This window comes from Tabrizicola sp. M-4 (genome assembly GCF_051132405.1).
Lineage (GTDB): Bacteria > Pseudomonadota > Alphaproteobacteria > Rhodobacterales > Rhodobacteraceae > Paragemmobacter.
In genome coordinates this window covers 757,275-783,797 of the sequence record NZ_CP128606.1, presented here as the reverse complement: position 1 = coordinate 783,797, position 26,523 = coordinate 757,275, and the positions used below count along the sequence as shown (strand labels likewise).

23 protein-coding genes are annotated in these 26,523 nt (G+C 66.0%); 13 read left to right on the top strand and 10 right to left on the bottom strand.

What is annotated here, in order from left to right; all coding sequences use genetic code 11:
* Window positions 1-41 precede the first annotated feature (41 nt).
* Complete coding sequence (gene ade / locus TabM4_RS03885) at window positions 42-1,754, bottom strand: adenine deaminase (protein ID WP_434618694.1); 1,713 nt, start codon at window positions 1,752-1,754, stop codon at window positions 42-44.
* Between the two features lie 106 nt (window positions 1,755-1,860).
* On the opposite strand from ade, the gene TabM4_RS03880 reads away from it, so the two are divergent.
* Window positions 1,861-2,781, top strand: a complete 921-nt coding sequence (locus TabM4_RS03880) for a DMT family transporter (protein WP_434618691.1) — start codon at window positions 1,861-1,863, stop codon at window positions 2,779-2,781.
* 31 nt (window positions 2,782-2,812) lie between these two features.
* Here the strand turns inward: TabM4_RS03880 and ettA are convergent, their stop codons facing one another.
* Window positions 2,813-4,468 (bottom strand): energy-dependent translational throttle protein EttA, encoded by a 1,656-nt coding sequence (ettA, locus tag TabM4_RS03875; RefSeq protein ID WP_434618689.1) that lies wholly within the window; start codon window positions 4,466-4,468, stop codon window positions 2,813-2,815.
* Window positions 4,469-4,584: 116 nt separating this feature from the next.
* On the opposite strand from ettA, the gene TabM4_RS03870 reads away from it, so the two are divergent.
* On the top strand, window positions 4,585-5,181 hold the full coding sequence (locus tag TabM4_RS03870) for a nicotinate-nucleotide adenylyltransferase (RefSeq protein ID WP_434618686.1): 597 nt from the start codon (window positions 4,585-4,587) through the stop codon (window positions 5,179-5,181).
* A gap of 73 nt (window positions 5,182-5,254) precedes the next feature.
* Window positions 5,255-6,730, top strand: a complete 1,476-nt coding sequence (gene dacB, locus TabM4_RS03865) for a D-alanyl-D-alanine carboxypeptidase/D-alanyl-D-alanine endopeptidase (RefSeq protein WP_434618683.1) — start codon at window positions 5,255-5,257, stop codon at window positions 6,728-6,730.
* A 6-nt stretch (window positions 6,731-6,736) separates the two neighbouring features.
* Here the strand turns inward: dacB and TabM4_RS03860 are convergent, their stop codons facing one another.
* Window positions 6,737-7,156 carry a tellurite resistance TerB family protein gene (locus TabM4_RS03860; protein ID WP_434618680.1) on the bottom strand — a complete coding sequence of 140 codons (420 nt, stop codon included), beginning with the start codon at window positions 7,154-7,156 and terminating at the stop codon, window positions 6,737-6,739.
* 115 nt (window positions 7,157-7,271) lie between these two features.
* On the opposite strand from TabM4_RS03860, the gene TabM4_RS03855 reads away from it, so the two are divergent.
* The 3 genes from TabM4_RS03855 (at window position 7,272) to TabM4_RS03845 (ending at window position 11,925) form a co-directional block, all read left to right on the top strand.
* Window positions 7,272-8,849, top strand: coding sequence for a lysine--tRNA ligase (locus TabM4_RS03855; protein ID WP_434618678.1), 1,578 nt, complete (start codon window positions 7,272-7,274; stop codon window positions 8,847-8,849).
* A 295-nt stretch (window positions 8,850-9,144) separates the two neighbouring features.
* Window positions 9,145-9,549 (top strand): DUF4864 domain-containing protein, encoded by a 405-nt coding sequence (locus TabM4_RS03850; RefSeq protein WP_434618675.1) that lies wholly within the window; start codon window positions 9,145-9,147, stop codon window positions 9,547-9,549.
* Window positions 9,550-9,636: 87 nt separating this feature from the next.
* Window positions 9,637-11,925 (top strand): glycosyl hydrolase family 28-related protein, encoded by a 2,289-nt coding sequence (locus TabM4_RS03845; protein WP_434618672.1) that lies wholly within the window; start codon window positions 9,637-9,639, stop codon window positions 11,923-11,925.
* An 8-nt stretch (window positions 11,926-11,933) separates the two neighbouring features.
* Here TabM4_RS03845 and TabM4_RS03840 read toward each other — a convergent pair whose 3' ends face one another.
* A complete protein-coding gene (locus TabM4_RS03840) occupies window positions 11,934-12,467 on the bottom strand; it encodes a HugZ family protein (protein WP_434618670.1) in 534 nt (177 codons plus the stop codon).
* Window positions 12,468-12,548: 81 nt separating this feature from the next.
* On the opposite strand from TabM4_RS03840, the gene TabM4_RS03835 reads away from it, so the two are divergent.
* Window positions 12,549-14,174 (top strand): SulP family inorganic anion transporter, encoded by a 1,626-nt coding sequence (locus TabM4_RS03835; RefSeq protein ID WP_434618667.1) that lies wholly within the window; start codon window positions 12,549-12,551, stop codon window positions 14,172-14,174.
* 10 nt (window positions 14,175-14,184) lie between these two features.
* Here the strand turns inward: TabM4_RS03835 and truA are convergent, their stop codons facing one another.
* A complete protein-coding gene (truA, locus tag TabM4_RS03830; RefSeq protein WP_434618664.1) occupies window positions 14,185-14,958 on the bottom strand; it encodes a tRNA pseudouridine(38-40) synthase TruA in 774 nt (257 codons plus the stop codon).
* A 107-nt stretch (window positions 14,959-15,065) separates the two neighbouring features.
* Between truA and TabM4_RS03825 the strand changes: the two genes are divergently transcribed.
* Together TabM4_RS03825 and TabM4_RS03820 are read left to right on the top strand one after the other, a co-directional pair.
* Entirely contained in the window at window positions 15,066-16,481 is a 1,416-nt protein-coding gene (locus TabM4_RS03825) for a YcjX family protein (protein WP_434618661.1), read from the top strand.
* A complete protein-coding gene (locus tag TabM4_RS03820) occupies window positions 16,478-17,470 on the top strand; it encodes a YcjF family protein (RefSeq protein ID WP_434618658.1) in 993 nt (330 codons plus the stop codon). Before TabM4_RS03825 ends, TabM4_RS03820 begins: the two co-directional genes overlap by 4 nt.
* 27 nt (window positions 17,471-17,497) lie before the next feature.
* Here TabM4_RS03820 and TabM4_RS03815 read toward each other — a convergent pair whose 3' ends face one another.
* Together TabM4_RS03815 and pth are read right to left on the bottom strand one after the other, a co-directional pair.
* Window positions 17,498-18,640, bottom strand: coding sequence for a serine hydrolase domain-containing protein (locus TabM4_RS03815; RefSeq protein WP_434618655.1), 1,143 nt, complete (start codon window positions 18,638-18,640; stop codon window positions 17,498-17,500).
* Window positions 18,641-18,709: 69 nt separating this feature from the next.
* Entirely contained in the window at window positions 18,710-19,402 is a 693-nt protein-coding gene (pth, locus tag TabM4_RS03810; RefSeq protein ID WP_434618652.1) for an aminoacyl-tRNA hydrolase, read from the bottom strand.
* A gap of 90 nt (window positions 19,403-19,492) precedes the next feature.
* Here pth and TabM4_RS03805 point away from each other — a divergent pair, with 90 nt between their 5' ends.
* Entirely contained in the window at window positions 19,493-20,488 is a 996-nt protein-coding gene (locus tag TabM4_RS03805; RefSeq protein ID WP_434618649.1) for a glycosyltransferase family 2 protein, read from the top strand.
* A 56-nt stretch (window positions 20,489-20,544) separates the two neighbouring features.
* On the opposite strand, the gene TabM4_RS03800 is transcribed toward TabM4_RS03805, so the two are convergent.
* Complete coding sequence (locus TabM4_RS03800; protein ID WP_434618646.1) at window positions 20,545-21,132, bottom strand: 50S ribosomal protein L25/general stress protein Ctc; 588 nt, start codon at window positions 21,130-21,132, stop codon at window positions 20,545-20,547.
* Between the two features lie 180 nt (window positions 21,133-21,312).
* On the opposite strand from TabM4_RS03800, the gene TabM4_RS03795 reads away from it, so the two are divergent.
* Window positions 21,313-22,470: an MFS transporter gene (locus tag TabM4_RS03795; protein ID WP_434618643.1), complete on the top strand. Its 1,158-nt coding sequence runs from the start codon at window positions 21,313-21,315 to the stop codon at window positions 22,468-22,470.
* 161 nt (window positions 22,471-22,631) lie between these two features.
* Here the strand turns inward: TabM4_RS03795 and TabM4_RS03790 are convergent, their stop codons facing one another.
* Entirely contained in the window at window positions 22,632-23,795 is a 1,164-nt protein-coding gene (locus TabM4_RS03790; protein WP_434618640.1) for an alpha-hydroxy acid oxidase, read from the bottom strand.
* A 148-nt stretch (window positions 23,796-23,943) separates the two neighbouring features.
* On the opposite strand from TabM4_RS03790, the gene TabM4_RS03785 reads away from it, so the two are divergent.
* Window positions 23,944-24,417, top strand: coding sequence for a MarR family winged helix-turn-helix transcriptional regulator (locus TabM4_RS03785; RefSeq protein ID WP_434618637.1), 474 nt, complete (start codon window positions 23,944-23,946; stop codon window positions 24,415-24,417).
* 21 nt (window positions 24,418-24,438) lie between these two features.
* Here the strand turns inward: TabM4_RS03785 and trpA are convergent, their stop codons facing one another.
* Window positions 24,439-25,230 carry a tryptophan synthase subunit alpha gene (gene trpA / locus TabM4_RS03780; RefSeq protein WP_434618634.1) on the bottom strand — a complete coding sequence of 264 codons (792 nt, stop codon included), beginning with the start codon at window positions 25,228-25,230 and terminating at the stop codon, window positions 24,439-24,441.
* 186 nt (window positions 25,231-25,416) lie between these two features.
* On the opposite strand from trpA, the gene ychF reads away from it, so the two are divergent.
* The gene (gene ychF, locus TabM4_RS03775; RefSeq protein ID WP_434618631.1) at window positions 25,417-26,514 is read left to right on the top strand and encodes a redox-regulated ATPase YchF; all 1,098 of its coding nucleotides are present in this window, start codon (window positions 25,417-25,419) and stop codon (window positions 26,512-26,514) included.
* The last annotated feature ends 9 nt before the right edge of the window (window positions 26,515-26,523 follow it).

Sequence of the window (26,523 nt, the reverse complement as noted above, 5' to 3'; positions counted from 1 at the left end):
GCGGGGGATGCAAGTCAAAGCCGCACCCGCCCACGGCCTTTTCAGGGGATCACCTCGAACCGGTCCACATCCACCATCCCGTGATCGGTGATCTTCAGATGCGGGATAACGGGCAGGGCGAGGAAGGCCAATTGCAGGAAAGGCTCCTCCAGCACCACGCCAAGACCTGACGCCGCAGCCCGTAAGGCAACCAGACCGTCGCGGACAACCTCGAACGGCTCAAGGCTCATCAGACCCGCCACGGGCAAGGCCAGTTCAGCCAGCACACGCCCGCCATCCACGACAACGAAACCGCCCTCGATCTCGCCCAACCTGTTCGCCGCCAGCGCCATGTCGGCATAATCCGCCCCCACCACCGCGATGTTGTGGTGATCATGGCAAACCGTGGAGGCGATGGCTCCCCGCTTCAAGCCGAACCCCTGCACAAAGCCCGTGGCGCGGTTGCCGTTCTTCCCATGCCGTTCGATCACCGCGATGCGGATCAGGTCGCGGTCAAGGTCCACCCGCTTGTCCCCGTCCACCGGCGCGATATCGAAGGTCAGATGTTCCGTGATGATCTTCCCCGGCAGGATGCCGATGACAGGCGTCTCCACCCTGTTCCCACCACAGCGAAAATGATGCGCCTCCACCCTCGGCGCCTTCACCGAATGCCGCGCCACCGGCGGAAGCAACTTGCGCGCGGCAAAGGCCGCCTCCGTGACTTCCACCCCGCCTGCGAAGACCATCGCCGCGTGGCAGCCTTCCAGCGAGTCCAGCACCACGATATCCGCACGCTTCCCCGGTGCGATCAGCCCCCGGTCCTTCAATCCGAAAGCCTCCGCCGCCGACAGGCTCGCCGCGCGATACACCGCCAGAGGTTCCGCCCCCAGTGCAATCGCCGTGCGGATCATGTGGTCCAGGTGCCCGTGCTCGGCAATATCCAGCGGGTTCCGGTCATCCGTGCAGAGACAGAGGTATGGCGCATAGCGCTCCACCAGCAGCGGGGTCAGAGCGTGCAGGTCCTTTGACACCGATCCCTCACGGATCAGCACCCGCATCCCCTTGCGCAGTTTCTCCAGAGCCTCCTCGGCGCTCGTCGCCTCATGCTCCGTTCTGATCCCTGCAGAGATATAGCCGTTAAGATCCTTCCCCCGCAGCAAGGGCGCATGCCCGTCGATATGCCGCCCCTGCCAGGCCTCCAGCTTGGCCATGCATCCCGCATCCTGCATCAGGACGCCGGGGAAATTCATGAACTCCGCCAGCCCGATCCCGCGCGGATGATCCATCAGCGGGATCAGGTCGGCAGCCTCCAGCCGCGCCCCCGCCGTCTCCATATGCGTGGACGGCACGCAGGAGGACAGTTGCACCCTTATGTCCATGAGCGTCCGCGCGGATGCGTCGAGAAAATACCCGATCCCCTCCAGCCCGCAGACATTGGCAATCTCGTGCGGATCGCAGATCGCCGTCGTCACGCCGCGCGGTGTCACGCAGCGGTCGAACTCGAATGGCGTCACCAATGAGGATTCGATATGCAGATGCGTATCGATGAACCCCGGCACCAGCACCTTGCCCGTCACATCGACGACCCGCTTCCCCTCGTATCGGCCAAAGACACCGACGATGGTATCACCGCAGATCGCGACATCTGTCTCCACCAACTCCCCGGTGATCAGGTCGAAAATGCGCCCGCCACGAAGAACGATATCAGCAGGCACTTCGCCGCGCCCCTGTGCGATACGGTCGGACAAACTGGCCTTGGGGGCGATCTCGGGCATGGCGGCTCTCCTTTCCCGACAGCAAAGCCCAAGGTCCGCGCAGCGTCCACCCCCCTTGCAGCCTGCGGCAAAGGATGGTCCAACTCGGGCAACGCCGGAGTATCCCATGCGTCCGCTGCGCGGCATAACCCTCAAACTCGGCTCGGTGCTGGTCTTCATCGTCATGGCGGCGATGATCAAGGCTACGGCAGAGCATGTCCCTGCCGGTCAGGCCGTGTTCTTCCGATCCTTCTTCGCCATCCCGGTCATCGTCATTTGGCTTGTCCTGCGGCGCGAACTCTCCACCGGGTTGCGCGCGGTCAGCCCAATCGGCCACGTCTGGCGCGGCTTTGCAGGCACCTGCGCGATGGGCCTTGGCTTTGCCGGGTTGGGCTATCTGCCCCTGCCAGAAGTTACAGCTATCGGTTACGCCGCACCCCTGCTTACCGTCATCTTCGCCGCTATGTTCCTGAACGAAGACGTTCGCCTGTTCCGCCTTTCCTGTGTGGCATTGGGGATGGTGGGCGTCCTGATCGTGCTGTCCCCCCGCCTGACCGTGCTGGACGGCGGCGCGGGTCAGGCAGAGGCATTCGGCGCCATGCTGGTTCTGGGGGGCGCGGTCTTTGCCGCACTTGCGCAGGTCTTCGTCCGCAAACTGGTGCAGACCGAAAGGACACCCGCAATCGTCTTCTATTTCTCGCTGACCGCTACGGTCCTGTCGCTGGTCACCATTCCCTTCGGATGGGTCTGGCCGGAACCTTTCGAACTTGCCCTTCTTATCGGCGCTGGATTGCTGGGCGGGCTTGGCCAGATCCTGCTGACCTCCAGCTATCGCGAGGCCGACGCTTCGCTTGTCGCGCCTTTCGACTATGCCTCGATGCTCTTCGCTCTGGCCATCGGTTGGTTCGTGTTTTCCGAGGTGCCCACATGGACGATGCTGGCCGGCGCCGCGCTGATCATCCTCGCGGGCATCCTGATCATCTGGCGCGAGCATCGTCTGGGCAAGGACCGCGCCCAACAGCGCAAGGTCACCACGCCGCAGGGATAGCGGGCCGGGGCGATGCCCGGCCCAACAGTTCTTACCGCGTGAACTTCTTGTACTTCACCCGCTTCGGTTCCACCGAATCCGGGCCGAGGCGGCGGATCTTGTCTTCCTCGTAGTCCTGGAAGTTGCCTTCGAACCATTCCACATGTGCATCGCCTTCGAAGGCGAGGATATGGGTGCAGAGGCGGTCGAGGAAGAAGCGGTCGTGGGAGATGATGACCGCGCAGCCCGCGAATTCCTCGATGGCGGCTTCGAGCGCCTGCAGCGTTTCGACGTCGAGGTCGTTGGTCGGTTCGTCAAGCAGCAGGACGTTGCCGCCGGATTTCAGCAGTTTCGCCATGTGGACGCGGTTCCTCTCACCACCCGAGAGGATGCCGACCTTCTTCTGCTGGTCGGAGCCCTTGAAGTTGAAGGAGGAGCAGTAGGCGCGGCTGTTCACTTCGGCATCGCCGAGTTGGACGATGTCGAGGGCGTCGGTGATCTCTTCCCAGACGTTCTTGTTCGGGTCGAGCGCGTCGCGCGACTGGTCGACATAGGAAAGCTGGACGGTGTCGCCAAGGGTGATGGTGCCGCTGTCGGGTTTTTCCTGCCCGGTGATCATCTTCATCAGCGTGGATTTGCCCGCGCCGTTGGGGCCGATCACGCCGATGATGCCGCCCGGGGGGAGGGAGAAGGAGAGGTTCTCGATCAGCTGCTTGTCGCCCATCGCTTTCGAGACGCTCTCGAATTCGATGACCTTCGACCCGAGGCGGGGGCCGTGCGGGATGATGATCTGGGCCTTGCCGACCAGTTCCTTGACCGATTCGTCGGCCATCTTTTCATAGGCTTGGATACGGGCCTTGGATTTGGCCTGACGGGCCTTGGCACCGGCGCGGATCCATTCGAGTTCCTTCTCAAGCACCTTCTGCTTGGCCTTGTCCTCGCGCGCTTCCTGCGCAAGCCGCTTGGCTTTCGCATCCAGCCACGAGGAATAGTTGCCCTCGTGCGGGATGCCGCGGCCGCGTTCCAGTTCGAGGATCCAAGTCGTGATATCGTCGAGGAAGTAGCGGTCGTGGGTGACCGTCAGGATCGTGCCCTTGTATTCGATCAGGTGCTTTTGCAGCCAAGCGATCGTTTCGGCGTCGAGGTGGTTGGTCGGTTCGTCCAGAAGCAGCATGTCGGGCGCTTCGAGCAGGAGTTTGCAGAGCGCGACGCGGCGGCGTTCGCCGCCCGAGAGGGTTTCGACATTGGCGTCATCGGGGGGGCAGCGCAGCGCCTCCATCGCGACGTCGATCTGGCTGTCGAGATCCCAGAGGTTTTCGGCGTCAATCTGGTCCTGAAGTTGCGCCATCTCTTCCGCCGTCTCGTCGGAATAGTTCATGGCGAGTTCGTTGTAGCGGTCGAGCTTTGCCTGCTTTTCCGCAACGCCCAGCTTGACGTTTTCACGCACGGTGAGGTTCGGGTCGAGTTGCGGCTCCTGCGGGAGGTAGCCGACTTTCGCGCCTTTCGCTGCCCATGCCTCTCCTTGGAAATCCTTGTCCCAGCCGGCCATGACGCGCAGCAGGGTAGACTTGCCCGCGCCGTTGACGCCAACGACGCCAATCTTCACGCCGGGAAGGAAGTTGAGGCGGATGTTCTCGAACACCTTCTTGCCGCCGGGATAGGTCTTGGAGACGCCATCCATGTGATAAACGTATTGATAGCTGGCCATCTTGCCGCTCCTGCCATGAATCCTTGGGACTGTTGGCGCACCATGTAGCGATAATGCTGGACAGTGGCAACGCAGGGTGGTTGGGCTTTTGCCCGGAACAACGGCGGAGGGCGGGCGTGCGGGCAGGTTTTCCCGTGGCGCGGAAGGGCATGGTGATCGGGCTTCTGGGTGGAAGCTTCGATCCTGCGCACCGGGGCCATGTCCACATAACGCGCGAGGCGCTCAAGCGGATGGGTCTGGACCGGGTCTGGTGGCTGGTCTCGCCGGGCAATCCGCTCAAGGCGAAAGGTCCGGCACCGCTGGTCGACCGCATGGCGCGGGCGCGGGCGGTGATGCGCGATCCGCGCGTCGTGGTGACCGATCTGGAAACCCGCCTTGGCACCCGCTTCACCGCCGAAACGCTGGAACGGCTGCGGGCGCTTTATCCCGGCGTCCGTTTCGTCTGGCTGATGGGGGCCGACAATCTGGGCCAATTCCACCGCTGGGAACGCTGGGAAGACATCCTGCATATGGTGCCCGTCGGCGTTCTGGCCCGCCCCGGATGGGGCGTGCGCGGCCGCATGTCCAAGGCGGCCCGCATCTATGGCGGCGATCTGGTGGATCGGGGCGAAGTGCTGCGCACGAAACGCGCGCCCGCATGGTGCTTCGTCACCCTGCCGATGGATGCCTCCTCCTCCACCGCGATCCGCGCCAGCGGCGCATGGCGGCGCTGACCCGCGACGAAGGCGCACTTGCCGCGGGCCCCCGCTCTTGGCTAGGCTCGGGCGTCCTTGGGGGAGGTATCGAATGGTTTCGCGGCGGTTTGTTCTGGGTGGCGTTCTGGCGGGACTTGCCGCGCCCGTCTTTGCGGAAGGTCTTGCCGTCAGTCCCCGCCCCCTTGCCCGGCCTCTCTCGGGTGGCCTGCCTGCCCGCTCCACACCCGAAGCGGCCGACCTCATCGCAGGGGCAAAGCTGGGAGGGACCATCGGCTATGTCGTGGCAGATGCCCGAAGCGGCCAGATCCTCGAATCCGTCAATCCCCGTGACGCCCTGCCGCCTGCCAGCACGGCCAAGGCCATCACCGCGCTCTTCGCGTTGGAACGTCTCGGCCCCGGGCACCGGTTCGCCACCCGCATCCTGACGACCGGCCCGATACGCGGCGGCGTGGTGGAGGGGGACTTGATCCTTGCAGGCTCCGGCGATCCGGAACTGGACACCGACAAGTTGGGCGATCTGGCCGCCCGCCTTGCCGCCACGGGCATCCGGCAGGTGCGCGGCGATTTCCTTTTCCATGACGGCGCGCTTCCGGCCGTTGCCCGCATCTCAGACGATCAGCCCGATCACGTCGGCTACAATCCCGCGATTTCCGGTCTGAACCTCAATTACAATCGTGTCCATTTCGAATGGAAACGCGGCCAGAACGGCTATGGCGTCGCGATGGACGCACGGGGTGAGCGCTTCGCCCCCCCGGTCCGCCTTGCCCGGATGGAGGTCGTCCGGCGGGAGTCTCCGCTCTTCACCTATCGCGAAAGGTCCGGGGCGGAGGAATGGACGGTGGCAAGCGCGGCCTTGGGCAAGGGCGGCAGCCGCTGGCTGCCCGTCCGCAACCCCGGCGCCTATGTCGCCGAGGTCTTTCAGGCCCTAGCCCGCGCGCAGGGCATCGACCTTCCCGAAGCGAAGCGCGCGGCCCGCCTGCCGCAGGGTGCGCAGGTGGTGGCAGAGTGGACGAGCGACCCGCTTTCCGATGTCCTGCGCAGGATGCTGCGCTGGTCCACCAACCTCACGGCAGAGGTCGTGGGTCTTTCCTCCTCCGGTTCCGGCGGGCTCCGGGCTTCGGGAGGTGCCATGTCGGATTGGGTGAAATCCCGGCTTGGGGCGACCGGGCGCTTCGTCGATCATTCGGGACTCGGCGCCGAAAGCCGGATCAGCGCGGAACAGATGGTGCAGGCCCTCGTCGCGGCGCAGGCAACACCTGCCGGGCGGGGGCTCAAACCCGTTTTGCGAGATCTTGGCATGCGCGACGGCGACGGCGAGGCAATCGAAAGCCCTGTCAGCGTGATCGGCAAGACGGGCACCCTGAACTTCGTTTCCTCGCTGGTTGGCTATGTGCAGCCGCCCTCTGGCCGCGAACTCGCCTTCGCCATCTTCTGTGCCGACCCGGACCGTCGCGACCGCATCCCCATGGCCCAACGCGAACAGCCCGAGGGTGGAAGGGCATGGACCCGTCGCGCCCGCCGGCTGCAGGGGCAACTCATCGCACGCTGGGCAGGCCTATACGCCTGACCCGCCTTAGGGCTTGAGATGCCGCACCCGCGCGCCCCATTCGATGGCGGCGGCGTGGAGGCGGTCCACCTTCAGTTCCTCCCGCACCTCCTCCAGCATCCGAAGCTCCACCTCGTTATGCTTGCCATCCGCCGTGACGACGTCGCATGCCAAAGCATAGGCCGTTTCATTCAGCCGCTCGGGCAGCGCCTCACGGATCAGGCCGAAGAGGGCGTCGAGTCCGTCCTCCTCTTCGAACAGGTCGAAGACGATCTGGGAGATGCGGCGGATGCGGTCCTGATCGTAATCGGCGAAGACCGGCATGTGATTGACCATGCGCTGGATCGCCACCAACTCGGCCGTGCGCATGTTCTGGTCGGAGGCCGAGCAGGCGACCATGACGGCGACGAGCGCGTCTTGCGGGGACATCGGGGGGGTGTCGGACATGGTCGGAATCCTTGGTGTTTCGACCCCGGACATTATTGACGTGATGCGGGGGCGGCAATAGAGGACGGGGGCTGCGGAAGCATGGGGTTTCCGCGCGTTTCCCTGAGGATTGCCGATGTCTGCCCTGCGTGACGCCGCGATGAAATCGAAAGCATGGCCCTTTGAAGAGGCGCGGGCGATCCTGAAACGCTATGAGAAGAAGGACCCCGAAAAGGGCTATGTCCTGTTCGAGACGGGCTATGGCCCCTCGGGCCTGCCCCATATCGGCACCTTCGGCGAGGTGGCGCGCACCACGATGATCCGCCGCGCCTTCGAGGTGATCAGCGATATCCCCACCCGGCTGATCTGCTTTTCCGACGATGTGGACGGGATGCGGAAGGTGCCAGAGAATGTTCCGCAGCAGGAGATGCTGCGCCAGCACATGCAAAAGCCGCTGACGAGCGTCCCCGATCCCTACGGGCAGTATGAGAGCTTTGGCCACCACAACAACGCGATGTTGCGGCGGTTCCTCGACACTTTCGGGTTCGAATACGAATTCATCAGCGCGACGGAGTTCTACAAGTCGGGCCAATTCGACGCGACGCTGCGGCTGGCGGCGGAACGGTATGACGCGATCATGGCAATCATGCTGGCGTCGCTGCGCGAGGAACGTCAGCAGACCTATAGCTGCTTCCTGCCGATCCATCCCGAAACGGGGCGGGTGCTGTACGTGCCGATGAAGAATGTCGATGCCGTTCGGGGCGAGATCACCTTCGACGACGAGGACGGGCGGGAGTGGACGCTGCCTGTCACCGGGGGGCATGTGAAGCTGCAATGGAAGCCGGATTTCGGGGCGCGTTGGGCGGCTTTGGGGGTGGACTTCGAGATGTATGGGAAGGACCATTCCACCAATACGCCGATCTATGACGGCATCTGCGAGGTGTTGGGGGGGCGGAAGCCCAACCACATGACCTATGAGCTTTTCCTGGATGATCAGGGCCAGAAGATTTCGAAGTCGAAGGGGAACGGGCTGACCATCGACGAATGGCTGACCTATGCCGCGACCGAGAGCCTGTCCTATTTCATGTACCAGAAGCCCAAGACGGCGAAGCGGATGCATTTCGACGTCATCCCCCGCGCGGTGGATGAATATCATCAGCAACTCCGCGCCTATCCGGATCAGGATATCGACGGGAAGGTGAACAATCCCGTCTGGCACATCCATGGCGGCCACCCGCCGGAGAGCAGGATGGTGGTGCCGTTCAGCATGCTCCTGAACCTTGCCAGCGTGGCGGGGGCCAAGGATTCCAAGGGGTTGTGGGGCTATATCCGCGCCTATGCGCCCGAGGCATCGCCCGAGACGCATCCCGATCTGGATGCGGCGGCAGGCTTTGCCGTGCGCTATTTCAACGACCGCATCGCCCCCACCCGGCAATTCCGGGCACCCGATGCCAAGGAACGCGCCGCGATCGGGGATCTGCGCGCCAGACTGGCCGGATGGGAGGGCGGGGCGGATGCCGACGCCCTGCAGAGCATGGTCTTCGCGGTGGGCAAGGACCACGGTTTCGAACCCCTGCGCGACTGGTTCAAGGCGCTGTACGAGGTGCTGCTGGGGGCCAGCGAAGGGCCGCGCTTCGGCGGGTTCATCGCGCTGTATGGGGTCGAGGAGACCATTGCGCTGATCGACAAGGGGCTGGCGGGAGAGTTGGTTTAAACTTCTGCTTTTGCAGGGAATTCCGGCGCGTCTGCCAAAAACGGATGTGCCGGAACCTGTGCCGTAAACCGTACCGCAAAGTGTTCATACAAATTCCGGCAGATATCGGGCCGGATTATTGGTTAAGGGTGCGCGGCTGCACAGGAGCCATCCTCCGGCTTGACCCGCCATCTGCAAGTTCCGGCCAGAGGGTGCCTGAGCGGAGGCCCCGAGGCGGGGCCGGGCGCGGTGGATTGTTGACCTGCTGTCGCATCGTCCTAACGTCACTCACGGGGACGTTTGGACGGAGGCCGCGATGCGCCGCTTTGCTTTTGGACTGCTGACTGCCCTTTGCCTTGCCCTGCCCATGGGAGCGGCCAAGGCGGACCCCGTTCAGGAGACGATCCTGAACCAGTTGGAGGCCTTCAAGGCCGATGATTTCGCCACGGCCTTCACCTTTGCCTCGCCCTCCATCAAGTCGATCTTCATGTCGGCCGAGAATTTCGGGCGCATGGTCAGGAACGGCTATCCGATGGTGCATCGCCCGGGTTCGGTCCGGATGCTGGAACAGCGCGAGATTTCCGGCAGCCTCTGGCAGAAGGTCATGATCACCGATCAATCCGGGCGGACCCATGTGCTGGATTACCAGATGATCCAGACGCCGGACGGATGGCAAATCAACGGCGTGCAACTCCTTCCGGAACCCGGTGTCGGGGCCTGATCGCACCGGCCCTGCGCACGCTGCCCTGAATTTCCGTTAACCCTGCATCGCTACCCGTCTCCCTGCGGCATTCACCGGAGGGAAGTGATGAACAAGGCGGTTACGGAGGGGCTCGTGCTGATGCCCCCGGCATTCGCGGCAGGTCTGAATCTTTGGTCGCGCGAGGACGGGCTTGCCGGACAGGGCAGTTGGGCCAACCAGCCCGATGCCGCCTTCGTGCCGGCCGACCCGGATTTCGCGGGCTGCCTTGAGGTGCAGAAGACCACGGCCACGCTGAAACTGCGCAGCTTCCAGCGCATCCCGTTCCAGCCGGGGCTTTATCTGCGCGTCACCGCCCGTGTGAAATGCCTGTCGGGCGCCCTGCCTGCCGTGCGCATCGCGGCCTTCGCGGCGGCGGCGAACGGGTCCAACGTGGCCTCTGCCGACCAGATCGGGCCGACCACCGCGCTGTCGCAATACGGGCAGGTCGTCACCGTCAGCGCGATCATCGGTTCGGGCAATCGCGGCGGGGTGGACATGGTCTGGGGCACGGCCCCGGCCTATGGCCATATCGGCCTTGATCTGACGGGGGCGACGGGCGGGATCGTCCGCATCGACGACATCGTGATCGAGGATGCGACCGAGGTCTTCCACCGCAACATGATGACATGGGTCGATGTGCGCGACTTTGGCGCGCGGGGCGACGGCGTCACCGACGACAGCGCCGCCTTCGAGGCAGCGGATGCGGCGGCGGGACAGCGCTCCGTCCTCGTCTCGGCGGGCACCTATCGGCTGAACGCGAATGTCACCTTCGAAAGCGAGGTCCGCTTCGAGGGGACGGTCACGATGCCCGCGGGCAACCGCCTTGCCTGCACCCGGAACTTTGACCTGAACACCTATACTGCGGCCTTCGGCAGCGAGGAGGAGGGGTTCCGCCGCGCGCTGCATGCGCTGTTCTTCTTTACCGACCATGTGGAATTCGACATGTCGGGCCGCCGCGTCAGCCTGACCGCGCCCATCGACCTTGGCGCGATCACCGGTCTTGCCAGCTTTCACCAGCGGCGCATCATCCGCAACGGACAGGTCGAGGCCACCGCAGGCCCTGCATGGGCCACGACCAACGTCACCTCTGTCGCCACCTATGCGGTGTCGCAGCCCAGCCGCCTGACGGGTGTCGCGAACATCGCCAACATCCCGGTCGGCGCGCAGGTCATCGGCACCGGCGTGGGGCGCGAGGTCTATGTCCGGTCGGTCAATGTCGCGGCGGGGACGCTGGAGCTTAGCCAGCCGCTTTTCGCGGCGGCGGGGACACGCAGCTTCACCTTCCGCCGCTATCGCTATCTGATCGACCTTTCCTCCTTCGAGAACCTCAGCCGCATCGAATTCCGCGAGATCGAGTTCAACTGCCTTGGCATCGCAAGCGGCCTGATGCTGCCCAAGATCGGCCTTGCGCTGCGGGTGGACAATTGCGTGTTCAACCGCCCGCTGGACCGGGGGATCACCTCGATCGGGACCGGCTGTCAGGGCCTGATGGTGGATGGCTGCCAGTTCCAGTCGAACGAATTGGACATCCCCGCCCAGACACGCACGACCATCGCCCTGAACGTGAATGCCAACGATGCCAAGCTGCGCAACAACCGCGTCGTGCGCTTTGCGCATTTCGCGATCCTTGGCGGGTCGGGGCATATCATCCTTGGGAACCACTTCTTTCAGGGCGACGATCAGGTGGCGGGCCTCAGGCGGGCGGGGATCGTCTTCACCTCGACCCATGCGCGCAGCCTTGTGACGGGGAACTATGTCGACAACTGCTTTCTCGAATGGTCGAACGAACATGATCCAGAACCGGGTTTCGGCGACGAATTGTCCTTCGGCGGGCTGACGATCACCGGGAACACCTTCATGGCCATAGATGTGAGCAGCGCCTTCCGCTGGATCGTCGTCACGCCGCGCGGGCCGGGGCATTTCATCAACGGGCTGATCGTGTCGAACAATGCCTTCCGTGTGGTGAACGGAAGTGTCGAAAGGGTGGAGGCGGTCGATGACAGCTTCGCCACGCTGGATTTCGGGCGGATGCGCAACGTGACCTTCGATGCCAATGCCTATCACTCGGTGAGCCAGTACACCGTCAGCCCGCTCATCCTTGAACACAGCCAGACGACGGTTTCGGATACATGGGTGGCGCAACCGGGGGCTTTCATGCCCTTCGGCAGCCGTGCGCGGGTGGTGACGGGTCTGGTGCCAGAGGGGGCGGTCGTGAACGGATCGAACGTCGCGCAATTCGTGCAGCCCCATGTGATGGTGGAACAGGGGAGCGCGCGCAACCAGATCCATGTGAAATGGCCCGCCGCCCTGCGCGGGCGCGTGCAGCTTACGGTGCGCTGCGACAATCCGACCTGACGGTCGGGTCACGCCCGGGGGTGGTGCGTGCCATCCCCGGCGGCCTGCATGGCCTGCAGCAACTCCTCGGCGGTGAAGCGGTAGGCGCGGGCGAAGCCGCCGTTCAGCAGGGCCGAGACGGGGAGGAGACGGACGAAGGCGAAATCGGCGAAATCGACGTAGAGCTTCGACTTCGGGTGATCCTCCACCCAGCGGGCGCGCAGCGCGGGGCGTTGCGGATCATCCGGGGCGATGAAGGCGGCGCGTGCCTTGACCATCAGGCGCGGGTGGGTCAGGGGGTCGCCCTTTTCGCCCACCTCGCCGAACATCAGCGCGCAGGCGGGATGGGCCATCAGCGCCCCGTGATGCGGGGCCAGCGCCGAGACGAGCGTGAGGAACCCGCCATCCGGCGCGCGTCCGAAGGCGATGCGGCTTATCCCCGGCGACCCATCGGCCGGATCGATCACCGCGAGGGCGGCATGCGACGCGCCGGCCACCAGCCCCCGCGCGAGGGCGAAGGCCTCGGCATCCGCCGTTGATACGGGATCGGGGGTCTTTGGCATGGGTGCGGCGTTCCGGTGATTGACAGCATGGGGCGGCAGGGCGTTTCCTGCGAGCATGGCCGTTTGGCTATCATCGGGATCATGACCTATTCAAGCCAAGCCAGACCGGACCCGGAATTCCTTCCGAAGATCGTGACCGTCCTGAAGGAAGGCTATCGCCTGCGCGACCTGCGTACCGATGCCCTTGCCGGCCTGACCGTCGCCATCGTGGCCCTGCCCCTTTCCATGGCCATCGCCATCGCAAGCGGCGTGGGCCCGGAACGCGGGCTTTACACGACCATCGTGGGGGGATTCCTCGTCTCGGCCCTTGGTGGATCGCGGTTCCAGATCGGCGGGCCTGCCGGGGCCTTCATCGTGCTGGTCTCGGCCTGCGTCATGGCCATCGGCCTGCAGGGGTTGATCCTTGCGACCTTCCTGTCGGGCCTTTTCCTCATGGCGGCGGGGGTGCTGCGCCTTGGCACCTATATCCGGTTCATCCCCTATCCCGTCACGGTGGGTTTCACCGCAGGGATCGCCGTCATCATCTTCGCCAGCCAGTTGCGCGACCTGTTCGGCCTGACGCTGGTCGCAGCCGAACCGGGCGAGTTGATCGCGAAGATCGAGACGCTCTGGGCCTCGCGCGGCAGCTTCACCCCCGCCGCCCTCGCCGTGGCCGCGGGCGTCATCGCCGTGGTGCAGGGGATGAAGCTTTGGCGCCCCGCCGCGCCGGGGATGCTGCTGGCCGTCATCCTCGCCTCTGTCGCCGTCGCGCTGCTTGGCCTGCCTGTCGAGACGATCGGCACGAAATTCGGGGAATTGCCCCGCACCCTGCCCGCGCCCGCCCTGCCCGATTTCTCGGCCCCGGCCATCATGGCCGCGCTGCCATGGGCCGTCAGCTTCACCCTGCTGGGGGCGATCGAGTCGCTCCTCTCTGCCGTCGTCGCGGATGGCATGAGCGGGGCGCGCCACCGCAGCAATGCCGAGCTTCTGGCACAGGGGGCCGCCAATTGCGGATCGGCGCTGTTCGGGGGCTTCTGCGTCACGGGCACCATCGCCCGCACCGCCACCAATGTGCGCGCCGGGTCGCGCGGCCCCGTGTCGGGCATGCTGCATGCGCTTTTCGTGCTGGCCTTCATGCTGATCGCGGCACCGCTGGCGGCCTATATCCCGCTGGCGGCGCTTGCCGGGGTGCTGGCCATCGTCGCGTGGAACATGGCCGAGAAAGAGGAATTCTGGCACCTTTTGCGATCGAGCCGCGCCGATGCCATCGTCCTGCTGGTCACCTTCGGCCTCGTGATCTTCCGCGACCTGACCGAGGGCATCGTCGTGGGCTTCGCCCTTGGCGGCCTCGTCTTCATTTCGCGCATGTCAGAAGCGGCCGAGGTCACCGGCCATGACCCCGCCGCCCAAGCCGCGTCGGATGGCGACCGCGTGACCATCCGCCTGCGTGGCCCGTGGTTCTTTGGCGCGGCGGCACGTCTTGGCGCGGTTCTGGAGAAGATCGCCGACCAGCCCCGCGAATTCGTCGTGGACATCAGCGAGGTGCCCCTGATCGACTCTTCCGGCGCGCGGTCCTTCCTTCTGCTGGCCCGCCGCCTTGCGCGGCGCGAAGGCGTTCTGATCATCGTGGGGGCCCGCCCTGCGGTGAGGCAGACGCTGGAACATCAGGGGCTTTCGAAACTGCCCGTGCGTTTCCTGCCCGATCTAGCCGCGCTGGACGCGGGGTGATCTGGGCCGCCTAGGGGGCGAAAGGGTCTTCGGGATAGGAGACACCGGTCAGATAGAGCCCCTGCGGCGGGCAGACCGGGCCGCAGGCCGCACGATCCCGCGCCTCCAGCGCGAGGCGCACATCATCGGGCGCCCAGCTTCCCGCGCCGACCCGTTCCAGCGTGCCGACGATGGAGCGCACCTGATTGTGCAGGAAACTCCGCGCCCGCAGGGTGAAGCGGTATTCCATCCCCCCGGGCACCGGGGACCCGGTGATGGTGATCTCGTCCAGCGTCTTCACCGGGCTTTTCGATTGGCACATCGTCGAGCGGAAGGTCGTGAAATCATGCAGCCCGATCAGATGCGCCGCCCCCTCGCGCATCGCCGCGACGTCGAGAGGGTTCAGGACCTGCCAGACCCGCCCCCGGTCATGCGTGACGGGCGCGCGCCGCGCGACCAGCCGGAAGAGATAGCGCCGTTCCAGCGCGCTGAAGCGGGCGTGGAACTCCGCATCCACCCGCGCCGCGCGCAGGATCGCCACCGGCGCGGGCTTCAGGTGATGGTTCAGCGCCTCGGACAGGCGGAACGGGTCCCAGTCCCGCGCCAGATCGCAATGCGCCACCTGCCCCGTCGCATGCACGCCGGCATCCGTCCGGCCTGCCGCCGCGATGGTATGTTCCCCCGGTTCCAGCCGCGCCAGCGCCGCCTCGATCGCGGCCTGCACAGAGGGCTGGCCTGCGGCCTGCCGCTGCCACCCGTTGAAGGGCGTGCCGTCATAATCGATGAGGAGTGCGAAGCGTGGCATGGGCAGGGGTTAGCCCAAGCTTCCCCGCCTTGTCCATCATCGCCCCGTGCATGGCTACACATTCCATTCCGGAGTTCCTATGTTTGCAGGACAGTCAGGGGAAGAACTTGGTCCTTTCATCCATCACCGACGGCATCTCGCGCAGCATCGAAAGCGTGACATCCGGCCTGTCCGAAGCCCTGTTCGAACCCGTCATCCGCCTTGGCGTGACCGGCCTGAGCCGCGCGGGCAAGACGGTGTTCATCACCGGGCTTGTCGCCAACCTGCTTGACCGGGGGCGGATGACCCAGCTTTCCGCCCATGCCGCGGGGCGCATCGACTCTGTCTGGTTGCAGCCCCAGCCGGACATGACGCTGCCGCGCTTCGACTTTGAGGGCCATCTTGCCACGCTGACGGGGGATGCGCCGGACTGGCCCGAAAGCACGCGCGCCATATCGGAATTGCGGCTGTCCTTCCGGCTGCGCCCGGAGGGGTTTCTGGGTGGGCTGACCGGGCCGCGTATCGTGCATCTGGATATCGTCGACTATCCCGGCGAATGGCTGATGGACCTTGCGCTTTTGGACAAATCCTATGCCGACTGGTCGGATGAGGTGCTGTCGCGCCTGTCCCGCCGTCCGGAAGGGGCGGAGTTCCTTGCCACCGCGCGCGCCGAGGATGGCGCGTTGAAACTGGACGAGACGCGCGCGCAGGCGCTTGCCGCGCTTTTCACCGCCTATCTGGATCGCGCGCGGCAGGCGGGCTGGGCCGATTGCACGCCGGGGCGGTTCCTGCTTCCCGGCGATCTGGCGGGATCGCCTGTCCTGACCTTCGCGCCGCTGCCGCGCCCAGCCAGCACCGCCCGTGGCAGTCTTTGGCACGAGATGGAACGCCGCTTTGACGCCTATAAGTCCAAGGTCGTCCGCCCCTTCTTCCGGGACCATTTCGCGCGGATCGACCGCCAGATCGTGCTGGCGGATGTGCTGGGGGCCATCCATCGCGGGCCGCAGGCGCTGGAGGATCTGCGCCGCGTTCTGGCCGATGTGCTGGGGGCCTTCCGCCCCGGCAGCAACGGCTGGCTGACCGCGCTGCTTGGCGGCAAGCGGGTGGACCGCATCCTGTTTGCCGCCACCAAGGCGGATCACCTGCATCACAGCCAGCACCCCGCCCTTTCCGGCATCATGGAGGCCATGCTGCGCGAGGCGAAGGACCGCGCCGAATTCGCCGGAGCCCTGACCGCCGCCATGTCCATCGCGGGGTTCCGCGCCACGGTCGAGGATCAGGTCACCCGCGATGGCCGGACGCTGGATTGCGTCAAGGGCAGGCTGGCCGATGGCCGCACCGTCGCGCTGTTTCCGGGGCGGCTGCCGGAGGATCCCGCCCGCCTGCTGCAGCCCGCCCGGCAGGGGGCGGAGCGGTGGCTGGAGGCGGAATTCGGGCTGATGTCCTTTGTCCCGCCCGCCCGGATGGCGCGCAAACCGGGGGACGGGACACCGCATATCCGGCTGGATCGCGCCCTTGAATTCCTGATCGGAGACAGGCTGTGACCACCGACAGACCCTTCGTGATCGACGTGGACGAGGCGGGCACCGACCCCGCCCTTGCGCCGAACATCCCCGAGCCTGTGCAGGGCGGCGCCTTGCAGACCACGGCGCGCCTGATGGCCAGCCGCCGACGGTCGCCGCTTGGCCGCTTTGCGACTTGGGCCTTCGGGGCCTTTGCGGGTTTCGTGCTGTCGGTGGCGGCATGGGATTTCATCACCTCGCTTCTGGCCAGCAACACGATCCTTGGCACCGTGGGGCTGATCCTGCTTGGCGCGGCCCTGCTTGCGGCGCTGCTTCTTGCCCTGCGCGAGGGGCTGGCCTTTGCCCGCCTGTCGCGCCTTGACGATCTGCGCGGGGCCGTCACCCGCGCCGCCACCCTGACCGAGGCGCGGCAGGCCAGCGACAGGCTGCGCCGCTTCTACGCCAACCGCCCCGATCTGGCATGGCCGCTGCAACGTCTGGCCGAGGCGCGGACCGACCTTTTCGATCACGACGCGATCCTGCGCCTGACGGAGACCGAGGTGATGATGCCCCTCGACGCCGCGGCCCGTGCCGAGGTGGAGGCGGCGGCGCGGCAAGTGGCCACGATCACGGCGCTGGTGCCCATCGCGCTGGCCGATGTCGCGGCGGCGCTGTTCGCCAATCTGCGCATGATCCGGCGCATCGCGGAAATCTATGGCGGGCGGGCGGGGACCTTCGGGTCGCTCCGGCTGCTGCGGTCGGTCTTCGCGCATCTGGTGGCGACGGGGGCGGTGGCCCTGACCGACGATCTGATCGGATCGGTGGCGGGCGGGGGCCTTCTGTCGAAGCTTTCCCGCCGCTTTGGCGAGGGTGTGGTGAACGGGGCGCTTACGGCGCGGGTGGGGATCGCGGCGATGGAACTTTGCCGTCCGATGCCCTTTGCCGCCCTGCCGCGCCCCGGCGTGACGGAAACCCTGCGCCGCGCTTTGACGGGACTGTTCGACAGGACCGATCCGGAAAGCCCCGTCTGAGCGGGCGATCCGCCCGGAACGGCAGCCCTAAAGCGCCGCCGCAATCCGGCGGAAGAGGGCGATGTTTTCTTCCGCCCGCCCCGGTTCCTCGAACCGCCGATCCGCGGCGGTCACCACGATGACCACCCCGCGGCTGCGGTCGATCCAGATATACTGGCCATAGATGCCCTGCGCGTTCACCTCGCCCGGCCCGGCCCCGTCGGCGATCCACCACTGATAGCCATAGCCCGCGCCCCCCGGTGCCTGCGGGCGGATCGACTGTTCCACCCAGTCGCGCGGGACGATCTGCCGCCCCTGCCAGACCCCGCCCTGCGCGATCATCTGGCCAAGCCGCGCGTAATCCCGCGTCGTCATGTTCAGCCCGCCCAGAACGAAGCTCACCCCTTCGCCGTCGGTCAGGTAATAGGGGGCCTGTTCAAGCCCCATGGGCGCGAGGATATGGCGTTCCAGCAATTCGGGGATGTCCTCGCCGGTGGCGCCGCGGATGATCATCCCCAGCACATGCGTGTCGATAGAGACGTAGTGCCACCGCGCCCCCGGCTCTGCCTCCCGCTCCGACAGACCGGCGGCAAAGCCGTCCATCGTGCCGCCCAGCGCCAGCACCCGCCCCATGCGGTTGATGTCCGACCAGAAGTCCAGATAATCCTCGTCGAAGGCCACGCCCGAGGACATGGTCAGGATGTCGCGCAGCGTCGCGCCGTCATAGGCGGTTCCGGCGAGTTCGGGGACATAGCGGGTGACCGGGTCATCGAGGCTTTCGACCTTGCCCTCTGCCAGCACGATCCCGAACAGCGCGGAAAGCACGCTCTTGGCCATGCTCCACGAGATGCGCAGATCCGCCTCGCCCGTGCCGAGATGATAGCTTTCATGCACGATCCGGCCGTCTTTCAGGACGACCATCGACGTCACGGCGCGATCTTCGATCCATGCCGCAACCTCGGGCGGCAGCACCGCCTCCGGCCCCTTGGGCAGGGGGCTTATCGGGCCATCCCCGCGTGACAGGGGGCGCGTCAGGAACAACTCATCCATATGCGAGAAGTTCCGCACGATGGCATCTTCGGAGAACAGGCTGTTCACCGCCATCAGACGCCCGATCTCCTCGCGCTTCCACAGGCCCAGGCCGAGAAGGACCAGCATCAGAAGGATCACTATCCGGAACGAACGGCGCATGCTCTCTCCCCTATCCACCGGGTCTGGCAGCGGCTGGCGCTTTGCCACCCCGGTCCGCGACATGCGATGTCAGCGGAATTTGTCCATCAGTTTCTGCAGGGCCGAACGGTCATCCGCCGCAGGGGCCTCTGCCACCGGCGGGGTTTTCGGCGAAGGCGCGGCCTTCCCCTCCTCGCGCCCCGATGACCGCGGGGGCGCCGTCCGCAGCGCGACCGCGTTCATGAACCGCGCGGCATCCCCTTCGGCGAGCGCCGCCGCCCCGTCCGAGATGCCGCGCAACAGATCGTCCAGCCAGTCCTGATCCGCCTTGGCGAAATCGTGCAGCACATATGCCGCCACCGCATCCTTGTGCCCCGGATGCCCGATCCCCAGCCGCACCCGCCCATAGGCATCGGTTCCCAGATGCTGATGGATCGACCGCAGCCCGTTATGGCCCGCATGCCCGCCCCCGACCTTCACCCGCGCCTTCCCCGGCGCAAGGTCAAGCTCGTCATGGAAGACGACCACATCCGCCGCCGTGAGCTTGTAGAAATCGACGACCGCGCGGACCGCCTCGCCTGACAGGTTCATGAAGGTCTGCGGCTTGACCAAGAGCACCTTGCCTGCCCCCAGACGCCCTTCGGCAAGTTCGGCCTTGAACCCGCCGCGCCATGGCCCGAACCCGTGATCCGCCGCGATCCGGTCCAGCGCCATGAATCCGATGTTGTGGCGGTTTCCCGCATATTTTGCCCCCGGATTGCCGAGGCCCACGAAAACCTTCATGGCGGGCGTCCCTTGCCTGTTCTTCCAAGGACCATTGCCGCAGGCGGGCTGCACGTGCAAGTCTCGCGCCCTGTTCGAAAGGGTGTAACTGTGCGCTACGCTGTCGTGTGTTCGGTCAAGGACGAGGGGCCCTTCCTGCTGGAATGGGTCTGCTGGCAAAGGCTGCTGGGCTTTACCGACATCGTGATCGTGACGAACGACTGCACCGATCATTCCCCTGCCCTGCTGGACGCCCTTGCCGCCGCCGGATGGATCACCCACCTGCGCCATGACGTGCCCGAGGGCCGCCAGATCACCGCCCGCAAGCTTGCCGCCGCCAAGGCCCTGCCGCAGGTTTCGGGGGCCGATTGGGTGATGGTGGCGGATGTGGACGAATACCTCGTCATCCATGCGGGCGACGGGCGTCTGCCCGATCTGCTTGCCGTGCCGGGGAAACCCTTCCTTGGCATGTCGATCCCGTGGCGCGTCTTCGGCACGTCCTTCCGCAGGACGTGGGAGGACGGCCTTCTGCACCGCCAATGCCTGCGCGCGGGGGCGCCGGGGGGGCGTCTGAGCGGCTGGGTCAAATCCATCCACCGCAAACCCGGCTGGTTCGCCCGTCTGGGTGAGCATTCCCCCAAGAAACTCTTCCCCCGCCGCCTTGCCGATTGGGGCAAGGAGGGGATGATCTGGGTGAACCCCGCAGGTCAGGAGGTGACGGGCTGGATGCCCGAAGGCGACAGCCTGCGCATCCTGCCCGAGGCTCTGCAGGGCTGGGACGTCGCGCAGATCAACCATTACATGCTGCGCTCGGTCGAAAGCTTCTCGCTCAAGCGCGGGACGCTTTCGCCGGTGGCGGGCAAGGACCGTTATACCGACGCCTATTTCGACAAGGCCGAACAGAACGCGGTCGAGGATCGCAGCGCCCTGCGCCATGCGGCGGAATTCGACGCACTGCATGCCGCGGCGATGGCGCTTCCCGATACGCGCCGCCTGCATCACCTCTGCTGCATGGATTATGTCCGCAGGCTTGCCGAAAAGGCGGGCCGCCGCGCCGAGGATGACCCGCGCCTCGCCCTGCATCGCGCACAGGCCGACGCGGCATAGGAAAGGGGCGCGCCCGGCGATGCGGACACGCCCCCCGATCTAGAGATCCCGGGGGATCACTCCGAAGCGGCAAGCCCCGACGGAGCGGCGATGTTCGCGATCACGAAGTTACGCGCGATCGTCGGCTTCACGCCATTGGGCAGCTGCACGTCGTTGATGTGGATCACATCGCCGATCTGCTTGCCGGTCAGGTCCACGGTGATGTGGTCCGGGATGTCGCCAGCGACGACTTCCAGTTCCACTTCCGGACGCACCACGGTGAGCGTGCCGCCACGCTTCAGGCCGGGGCTTGCTTCGTGGTTCACGAATTCGACGTGGATGAACAGGTTGATCCGCGATTCATCGTGGATCCGCATGAAATCCACATGCGTCGGAAGATCCTTCACCACGTCGCGCTGCACGCCGCGGCAGATCACATGCACTTCCTCGCCGCCTTCGACCTTCAGGTTGAACAGCGTCTGGAGGAAGCGGCCCTGACGCAGGCGCTTCAGCAGGTAGTTGTAGTTCAGGTTGATCGGCGTCGGCTCCTTGCCGTCGCCATAGACGATGCCGGGTACGTTGCCCTCACGACGAGCTTGACGAGCGGCCCCCTTGCCTGTCCCCGTCCGTACCGCGGCCAGAAGATCAGGGATCTCACGAGCCATTGGTTCTCTCCATAGATGAATCCGCCGCCCTCCAAGGGTGTGCGGCGCGACCGGGGGGCTATAGCCGCGATTCGCCCCAAAGGAAAGCGGAAATGCCGTCGCCCAAGGCCAAACCCTTGTCGCCCCGAGGCTTGCCGCAACAGTCGCCCCAAGCTACCTGCAGGACCACAGGAGAGCCAGATGCCCATGTCCACCACCCTAGCCGCGGCGCGCGCGCCCCTCGCCGCCTTTGCCGCCATGGGCGTGCTCTGGGGCACCTTCGCCGCCGTCCTGCCCGACCTGAAGGCGCAGCTTGCGGTGACGGAATCCGAACTCGGCCTGATCATCCTGCCCACCCCCATCGCCGCCGTCATCGCGATGCTGCTTGCCCCGCTCATCGGGGCGGCGCTCGGGCGGGTCGCGCTGCCCATCGCCACGCTTCTCATGGCCGCAGCCTTCGCCCTGCCCGGTCAGGCGGCGCAGGTCTGGATCTTCCCCCTTACCATGATGGCCTGCGGCGGGGCCACGGGCCTGACCGACGTGCTGATGAACGCCCGCGTCGCGGCGCTGGAGAATGAGCGCAACCTGCATCTGATGAACCTCTGCCACGCCGCCTACAGTTTCGGCTATGCGGGGGGCGCGCTGGCGACCGGGGCCATGCGCGGCGCGGGCTGGTCGCCGGATTGGGTCATGGGCACGATGGCGGTGGCGGCGGGCATCCTCGCGCTGATCACGCTGGAACGCGACGGCACGATCCACGGGCTGCGCAAACCCAAGGACGGCACGGCGGGGCATCTGGGCCTGATCCCCATCATCGGCGGCGGCATCGTCCTGATCGCCTTCCTCACGGAAAACGCAGCCGAGAACTGGTCCGCCCTGCATATCGAAAAAACCCTCGGCGGCAGCCCCGAGGAAGGCGCGATGGGCCCCGCCGCACTGGCCCTGACCATGGGCTTCGCCCGCCTCGCCGGGCAGGGCATCGTCACCCGCGTCAACCCCTTCCGCCTGCTCATGGGCGGCGCGCTGCTTTCGGCCTGCGGGGCGCTGGGCGCGGCGATGGCCACCTCGCCCATGATGGCCTATGCGGGCTTCATCGTGATGGGGATCGGCTCCTCGGTCATCGCGCCCACCGCTTTCTCGCTGGTGGGCCGCCTCGCCGACCCACAGGCCCGCGCCCGCGCCGTGGCCCGCGCTACGCTTCTGGGCTATTTCGGCTATTTCTTCGGCCCGCCCAGCCTTGGCTTCATCGCAGGGGCCTTCGGGCTGCGCTTCGCCTTCGTCTTCGCCGCGGTGATGCTGCTGATGGTGCTGATCCTTGCGCCCCTGATGGCGCGGCAGCGGCAAGCCCTGCCCGCCTGAACCGCGACCTGCCCTTCATCCGTTCTCAAATATCCTCGGGAGGGTCCGGGAGGGCGAAGCGCCTCCCGGGGGGGCGGTCCGGGCGATACGCCGGTCCTTCAAGAACCGGGGGGGTCCGGGGGGGAGCGATGCCCCCCGGCGGCCAGCCACAAGCGAATAGATCAGAGATAGTCGCCTTCGAAATCCTTCGGGATCATCAGGTTGTGGCGGCCAAGGTTCTGCACCGATTTCTCGCCGCACAGCGCCATGGTGATGTCCAGCTCCTTGCGGATCACCTCCAGCGCCTTCGACACCCCTTCTTCGCCCATCGCGCCCAGCCCGTGGATATAGGCCCGCCCGATCATCGTCCCCTTCGCGCCCAGCGCCAGCGCCTTCAGCACGTCCTGACCGGACCGGATACCGCTGTCGAGGAAGACCTCGGTCTTGTCGCCCACCGCGCGCACGATGCGCGGCAGCATCCGGATCGAGGACAGCGCCCCGTCCAACTGCCGCCCGCCATGGTTCGACACGATGATCGCATCCGCCCCGAAATCGGCGGCACGCTTCGCATCCTCTTCGTCCAGTATCCCCTTCAGGATCAGCTTCCCGCCCCACTGGTCGCGGATGCGCGCGATCTTCGTCCAGTCGAGCTGCGGGTCGAACTGTTCATTCGTCCAGCTCATCAGGCTGGACAGATCCCCCACGCCCTTGGCATGGCCCACGATGTTGCGGAAGGTCCGCCGCTTCGTCGCCAGCATCTCCAGCGACCATCGCGGCCGGATCATCATGTCGAGGATGTTCGGCAGCGTCAGCCGGGGCGGCGCCGAAAGGCCGTTCTTCAGGTCCTTGTGCCGCTGCCCGAGGATCTGCAGATCCAGCGTCAGAACCAGCGCCGAACAGCCCGCCTTGCGCGCCCGCTCGATGGCGCTGTCGACGAAACCCTCGTCCTTCATCACGTAAAGCTGGAACCAGAAGGGCCGCGACGTATGTTCCGCGATGTCCTCGATCGAACAGATCGACATGGTCGACAGCGTGAAGGGCAGCCCCGCCTTTTCCGCCGCCCGCGCGGCCTTGATCTCGCCATCCGCGCGCTGCATGCCCGTCATCCCGACCGGGGCCAGCGCCACCGGCATCGACACCGCCTCGCCGACCATCGTGCTGTCGGTCCGCCGCCCCAGCATGTCCACCGCCACCTTCTGGCGCAGGCGCAGCTTCTGGAAATCGGTCGTGTTCTCGCGGAAGGTCTGCTCGGTATAGCTGCCGCTTTCGCAGTAATCGAAGAACATCTTCGGCGTGCGCCGCTTGTGCAGACGCTTCAGGTCATCGATGCAGGTGATCACGGGCATGGGGGCAACTCCGCAGATTGGTTATCTTTGCTTACCAATTTGACCCGATGCGAGCAAGCCTCATGGAACCGATGCAAGGTCGCACCATCCGGTGCAAGGCGGCACGGGACTTGCACATCCCCGGCGAAAGACCCCGAAAGGCCCCAGCATGACGACGCCCCTGCCCCCCAACGCCCTCCCCCCGGTGCTTTCGCTCTTTGCCGCCGTCTCTGCCGCGCATCATGCGGCGCAACGGCTGGTGGAGGCGCGGCTGCCCAAGGGCCTGACCGCACCGCAATTCGCCGTCCTCGAACGGATGATCCGGCTGGGCGAGGGGCAGACCCCCATCTCCATCGCCAACGCCTTCGGCTGGCCCAAGACCAGCATGTCCCACACCCTTGCCGTGATGGAGGCGCGTGGCCTCGTCCGGCTGGAACCCAATCCGCGCGACGGCCGCTCCAAATGCCTGTGGTTCACGCCCAAGGGGCGCACGCTTGCCATGCTGGGGGTCACATCGGTGGAGGAAGACCTGTCGCGCATCGCCTCCCTCGCCCCGATAGAGGCGGTGACGAACCTTGCCGAGGATCTGACATCGCTCGCCGCCCGTCTGGATGACCAGCGCCGCTTCCCCGACGTCGCCTGACGGCCCGCGCCGGACGGAGGCTCAGGCGGAATGCGCCCCCGCCGCCAGCGCGGCGACATTGGCCAGAACCTCTGCCACAGGCTTGCCCGCGCCGATGTCCTTGACGATGGCGGAACCCACCACGCAGCCATCCGCGACGGAGGCGATGGCCCGCGCGCTGTCGGGTGTGCTGATGCCGAAACCCACGATGATCGGTAGGTCGGTGGAGGCCTTGATGCGGGCCACTTCGGGGGCCACATCGGCGGCCTCTGCCGCCGCAGCCCCGGTGATCCCGGTGATGGAGACGTAATAGACGAAGCCCGAGGTGTTCTGCAGCACCTTGGGCAGGCGCTTCGCATCGGTCGTGGGCGTCGCAAGCCGGATGAAGTTGATCCCCGCCTTCTGCGCCGGGATGCAGAGTTCGTCATCCTCTTCCGGCGGCAGGTCCACCACGATCAGCCCGTCGATGCCCGCAGCCTTTGCCTCGGTCAGGAACCGCTCCACACCGCGCGAATAGATCGGGTTGTAATAGCCCATCAGGACGATGGGCGTCGTCGCATCCCCGGCCCGGAAGGCGCGGACCATGTCCAGCACGGCATCCATCGTCATGCCCTTGTCCAGTGCCCGCTGCCCGGCAAGCTGGATCGTCGGGCCGTCGGCCATGGGGTCGGTGAAGGGCATGCCCAGTTCGATGATGTCCACCCCGGCGGCGGGCAGCCCCTTCATCACGGCAAGCGAGGTTTCGGCATCCGGGTCGCCGCCCATGATATAGCTGACGAAGGCCTTCTTCCCCTCCCGCTTCAGCCGCGCGAAGGTATCGTCGATTCTGGTCATGGCCTGCCCCGTCCCCGAAATGCTCCGCCGCGGGTTTTGCAGGAGGGTGGCGCAAAGATCAATGGCCCGCCCGCGCCTCCCACGCCCGCCCAAGGGGCAAATTCGCCACCGGCCATGGCCATCGCTTGCGAAAGCTGGCCCTGCGCCCTAGAAGCCCGGCAGAGACAGAGCGAGAGGGTTGCGGAAATGGGCTTCAAGATGGGGATCGTGGGTCTGCCCAATGTCGGCAAATCGACCCTCTTCAACGCGCTCACCCGGACGGCGGCGGCGCAGGCGGCCAACTTCCCCTTCTGCACCATCGAACCCAATGTGGGCGAGGTGGCCGTGCCCGACGCGCGGCTGGACAAGCTGGCCGCCATCGCCGGATCGAAGCAGATCATCCCCACCCGCATGACCTTTGTCGATATCGCGGGCCTCGTGCGCGGCGCGTCCAAGGGCGAAGGCCTTGGCAACCAGTTCCTTGCCAATATCCGCGAATGCGACGCCATCGCCCATGTCCTGCGCTGCTTTGAAGACGGGGACATCACCCATGTCGAAGGCCGCATAGACCCCGTCGCCGATGCCGAGACGATCGAGACCGAACTCATGCTCGCCGACCTGGAATCGATCGAACGCCGCCGCGCCAACCTTGCCCGCAAGCTGAAGGGCGGCGACAAGGACTCCCTTGATCAGGACCGCCTTCTCGCCCTTGCGCAGACCGCGCTGGAGGCGGGCAAACCGGCGCGCACGGTCAAGGTCTCGGATGATGATCAGCGCGCGTGGCGCCTCTTGCAACTGCTGACCTCGAAACCCGTCCTTTATGTCTGCAACGTGGAGGAGGCCTCTGCCGCCGATGGCAACGGCCAATCCGCCCGCGTGGCCGAGATGGCACGGGCGCAGGGTGCCGCGACCGTGGTGATCTCTGCCCGCATCGAGGAGGAGATCAGCCAACTCCCCGAGGACGAGGCCGCGATGTTCCTTGAGGAGATGGGGCTGCACGAGGCGGGCCTCGACCGCCTGATCCGCGCGGGCTACGAACTTCTTGGCCTGCAGACCTATTTCACCGTCGGCCCTAAGGAGGCCCGCGCCTGGACGATCACCAAGGGCACGCTGGCCCCGCAGGCGGCAGGCGTGATCCATGGCGATTTCGAGAAGGGCTTCATCCGCGCCGAAACCATCGCCTATGACGACTATATCGCGGGCAATGGCGAGGCGGGCGCGAAAGAGGCCGGCAAGTTCCGCGTCGAGGGCAAGGGCTATGAGGTGAAGGACGGGGACGTCCTGCATTTCCTGTTCAACGGCTGATCCCGTACC

Coding starts and splice junctions, on each gene's coding strand:
- TabM4_RS03795 (WP_434618643.1), top strand. CDS start 21,313: ATGCCCATGTCCACCACCCTAGCCGCGGCGCGCGCGCCCCTCGCCGCC.
- TabM4_RS03880 (WP_434618691.1), top strand. CDS start 1,861: ATGCGTCCGCTGCGCGGCATAACCCTCAAACTCGGCTCGGTGCTGGTC.
- trpA (WP_434618634.1), bottom strand. CDS start 25,230: ATGACCAGAATCGACGATACCTTCGCGCGGCTGAAGCGGGAGGGGAAG.
- TabM4_RS03850 (WP_434618675.1), top strand. CDS start 9,145: ATGCGCCGCTTTGCTTTTGGACTGCTGACTGCCCTTTGCCTTGCCCTG.
- ade (WP_434618694.1), bottom strand. CDS start 1,754: ATGCCCGAGATCGCCCCCAAGGCCAGTTTGTCCGACCGTATCGCACAG.
- TabM4_RS03800 (WP_434618646.1), bottom strand. CDS start 21,132: ATGGCTCGTGAGATCCCTGATCTTCTGGCCGCGGTACGGACGGGGACA.
- TabM4_RS03855 (WP_434618678.1), top strand. CDS start 7,272: ATGTCTGCCCTGCGTGACGCCGCGATGAAATCGAAAGCATGGCCCTTT.
- TabM4_RS03860 (WP_434618680.1), bottom strand. CDS start 7,156: ATGTCCGACACCCCCCCGATGTCCCCGCAAGACGCGCTCGTCGCCGTC.
- dacB (WP_434618683.1), top strand. CDS start 5,255: ATGGTTTCGCGGCGGTTTGTTCTGGGTGGCGTTCTGGCGGGACTTGCC.
- TabM4_RS03785 (WP_434618637.1), top strand. CDS start 23,944: ATGACGACGCCCCTGCCCCCCAACGCCCTCCCCCCGGTGCTTTCGCTC.
- TabM4_RS03835 (WP_434618667.1), top strand. CDS start 12,549: ATGACCTATTCAAGCCAAGCCAGACCGGACCCGGAATTCCTTCCGAAG.
- ychF (WP_434618631.1), top strand. CDS start 25,417: ATGGGCTTCAAGATGGGGATCGTGGGTCTGCCCAATGTCGGCAAATCG.
- TabM4_RS03790 (WP_434618640.1), bottom strand. CDS start 23,795: ATGCCCGTGATCACCTGCATCGATGACCTGAAGCGTCTGCACAAGCGG.
- ettA (WP_434618689.1), bottom strand. CDS start 4,468: ATGGCCAGCTATCAATACGTTTATCACATGGATGGCGTCTCCAAGACC.
- truA (WP_434618664.1), bottom strand. CDS start 14,958: ATGCCACGCTTCGCACTCCTCATCGATTATGACGGCACGCCCTTCAAC.
- TabM4_RS03840 (WP_434618670.1), bottom strand. CDS start 12,467: ATGCCAAAGACCCCCGATCCCGTATCAACGGCGGATGCCGAGGCCTTC.
- pth (WP_434618652.1), bottom strand. CDS start 19,402: ATGAAGGTTTTCGTGGGCCTCGGCAATCCGGGGGCAAAATATGCGGGA.
- TabM4_RS03815 (WP_434618655.1), bottom strand. CDS start 18,640: ATGCGCCGTTCGTTCCGGATAGTGATCCTTCTGATGCTGGTCCTTCTC.
- TabM4_RS03845 (WP_434618672.1), top strand. CDS start 9,637: ATGAACAAGGCGGTTACGGAGGGGCTCGTGCTGATGCCCCCGGCATTC.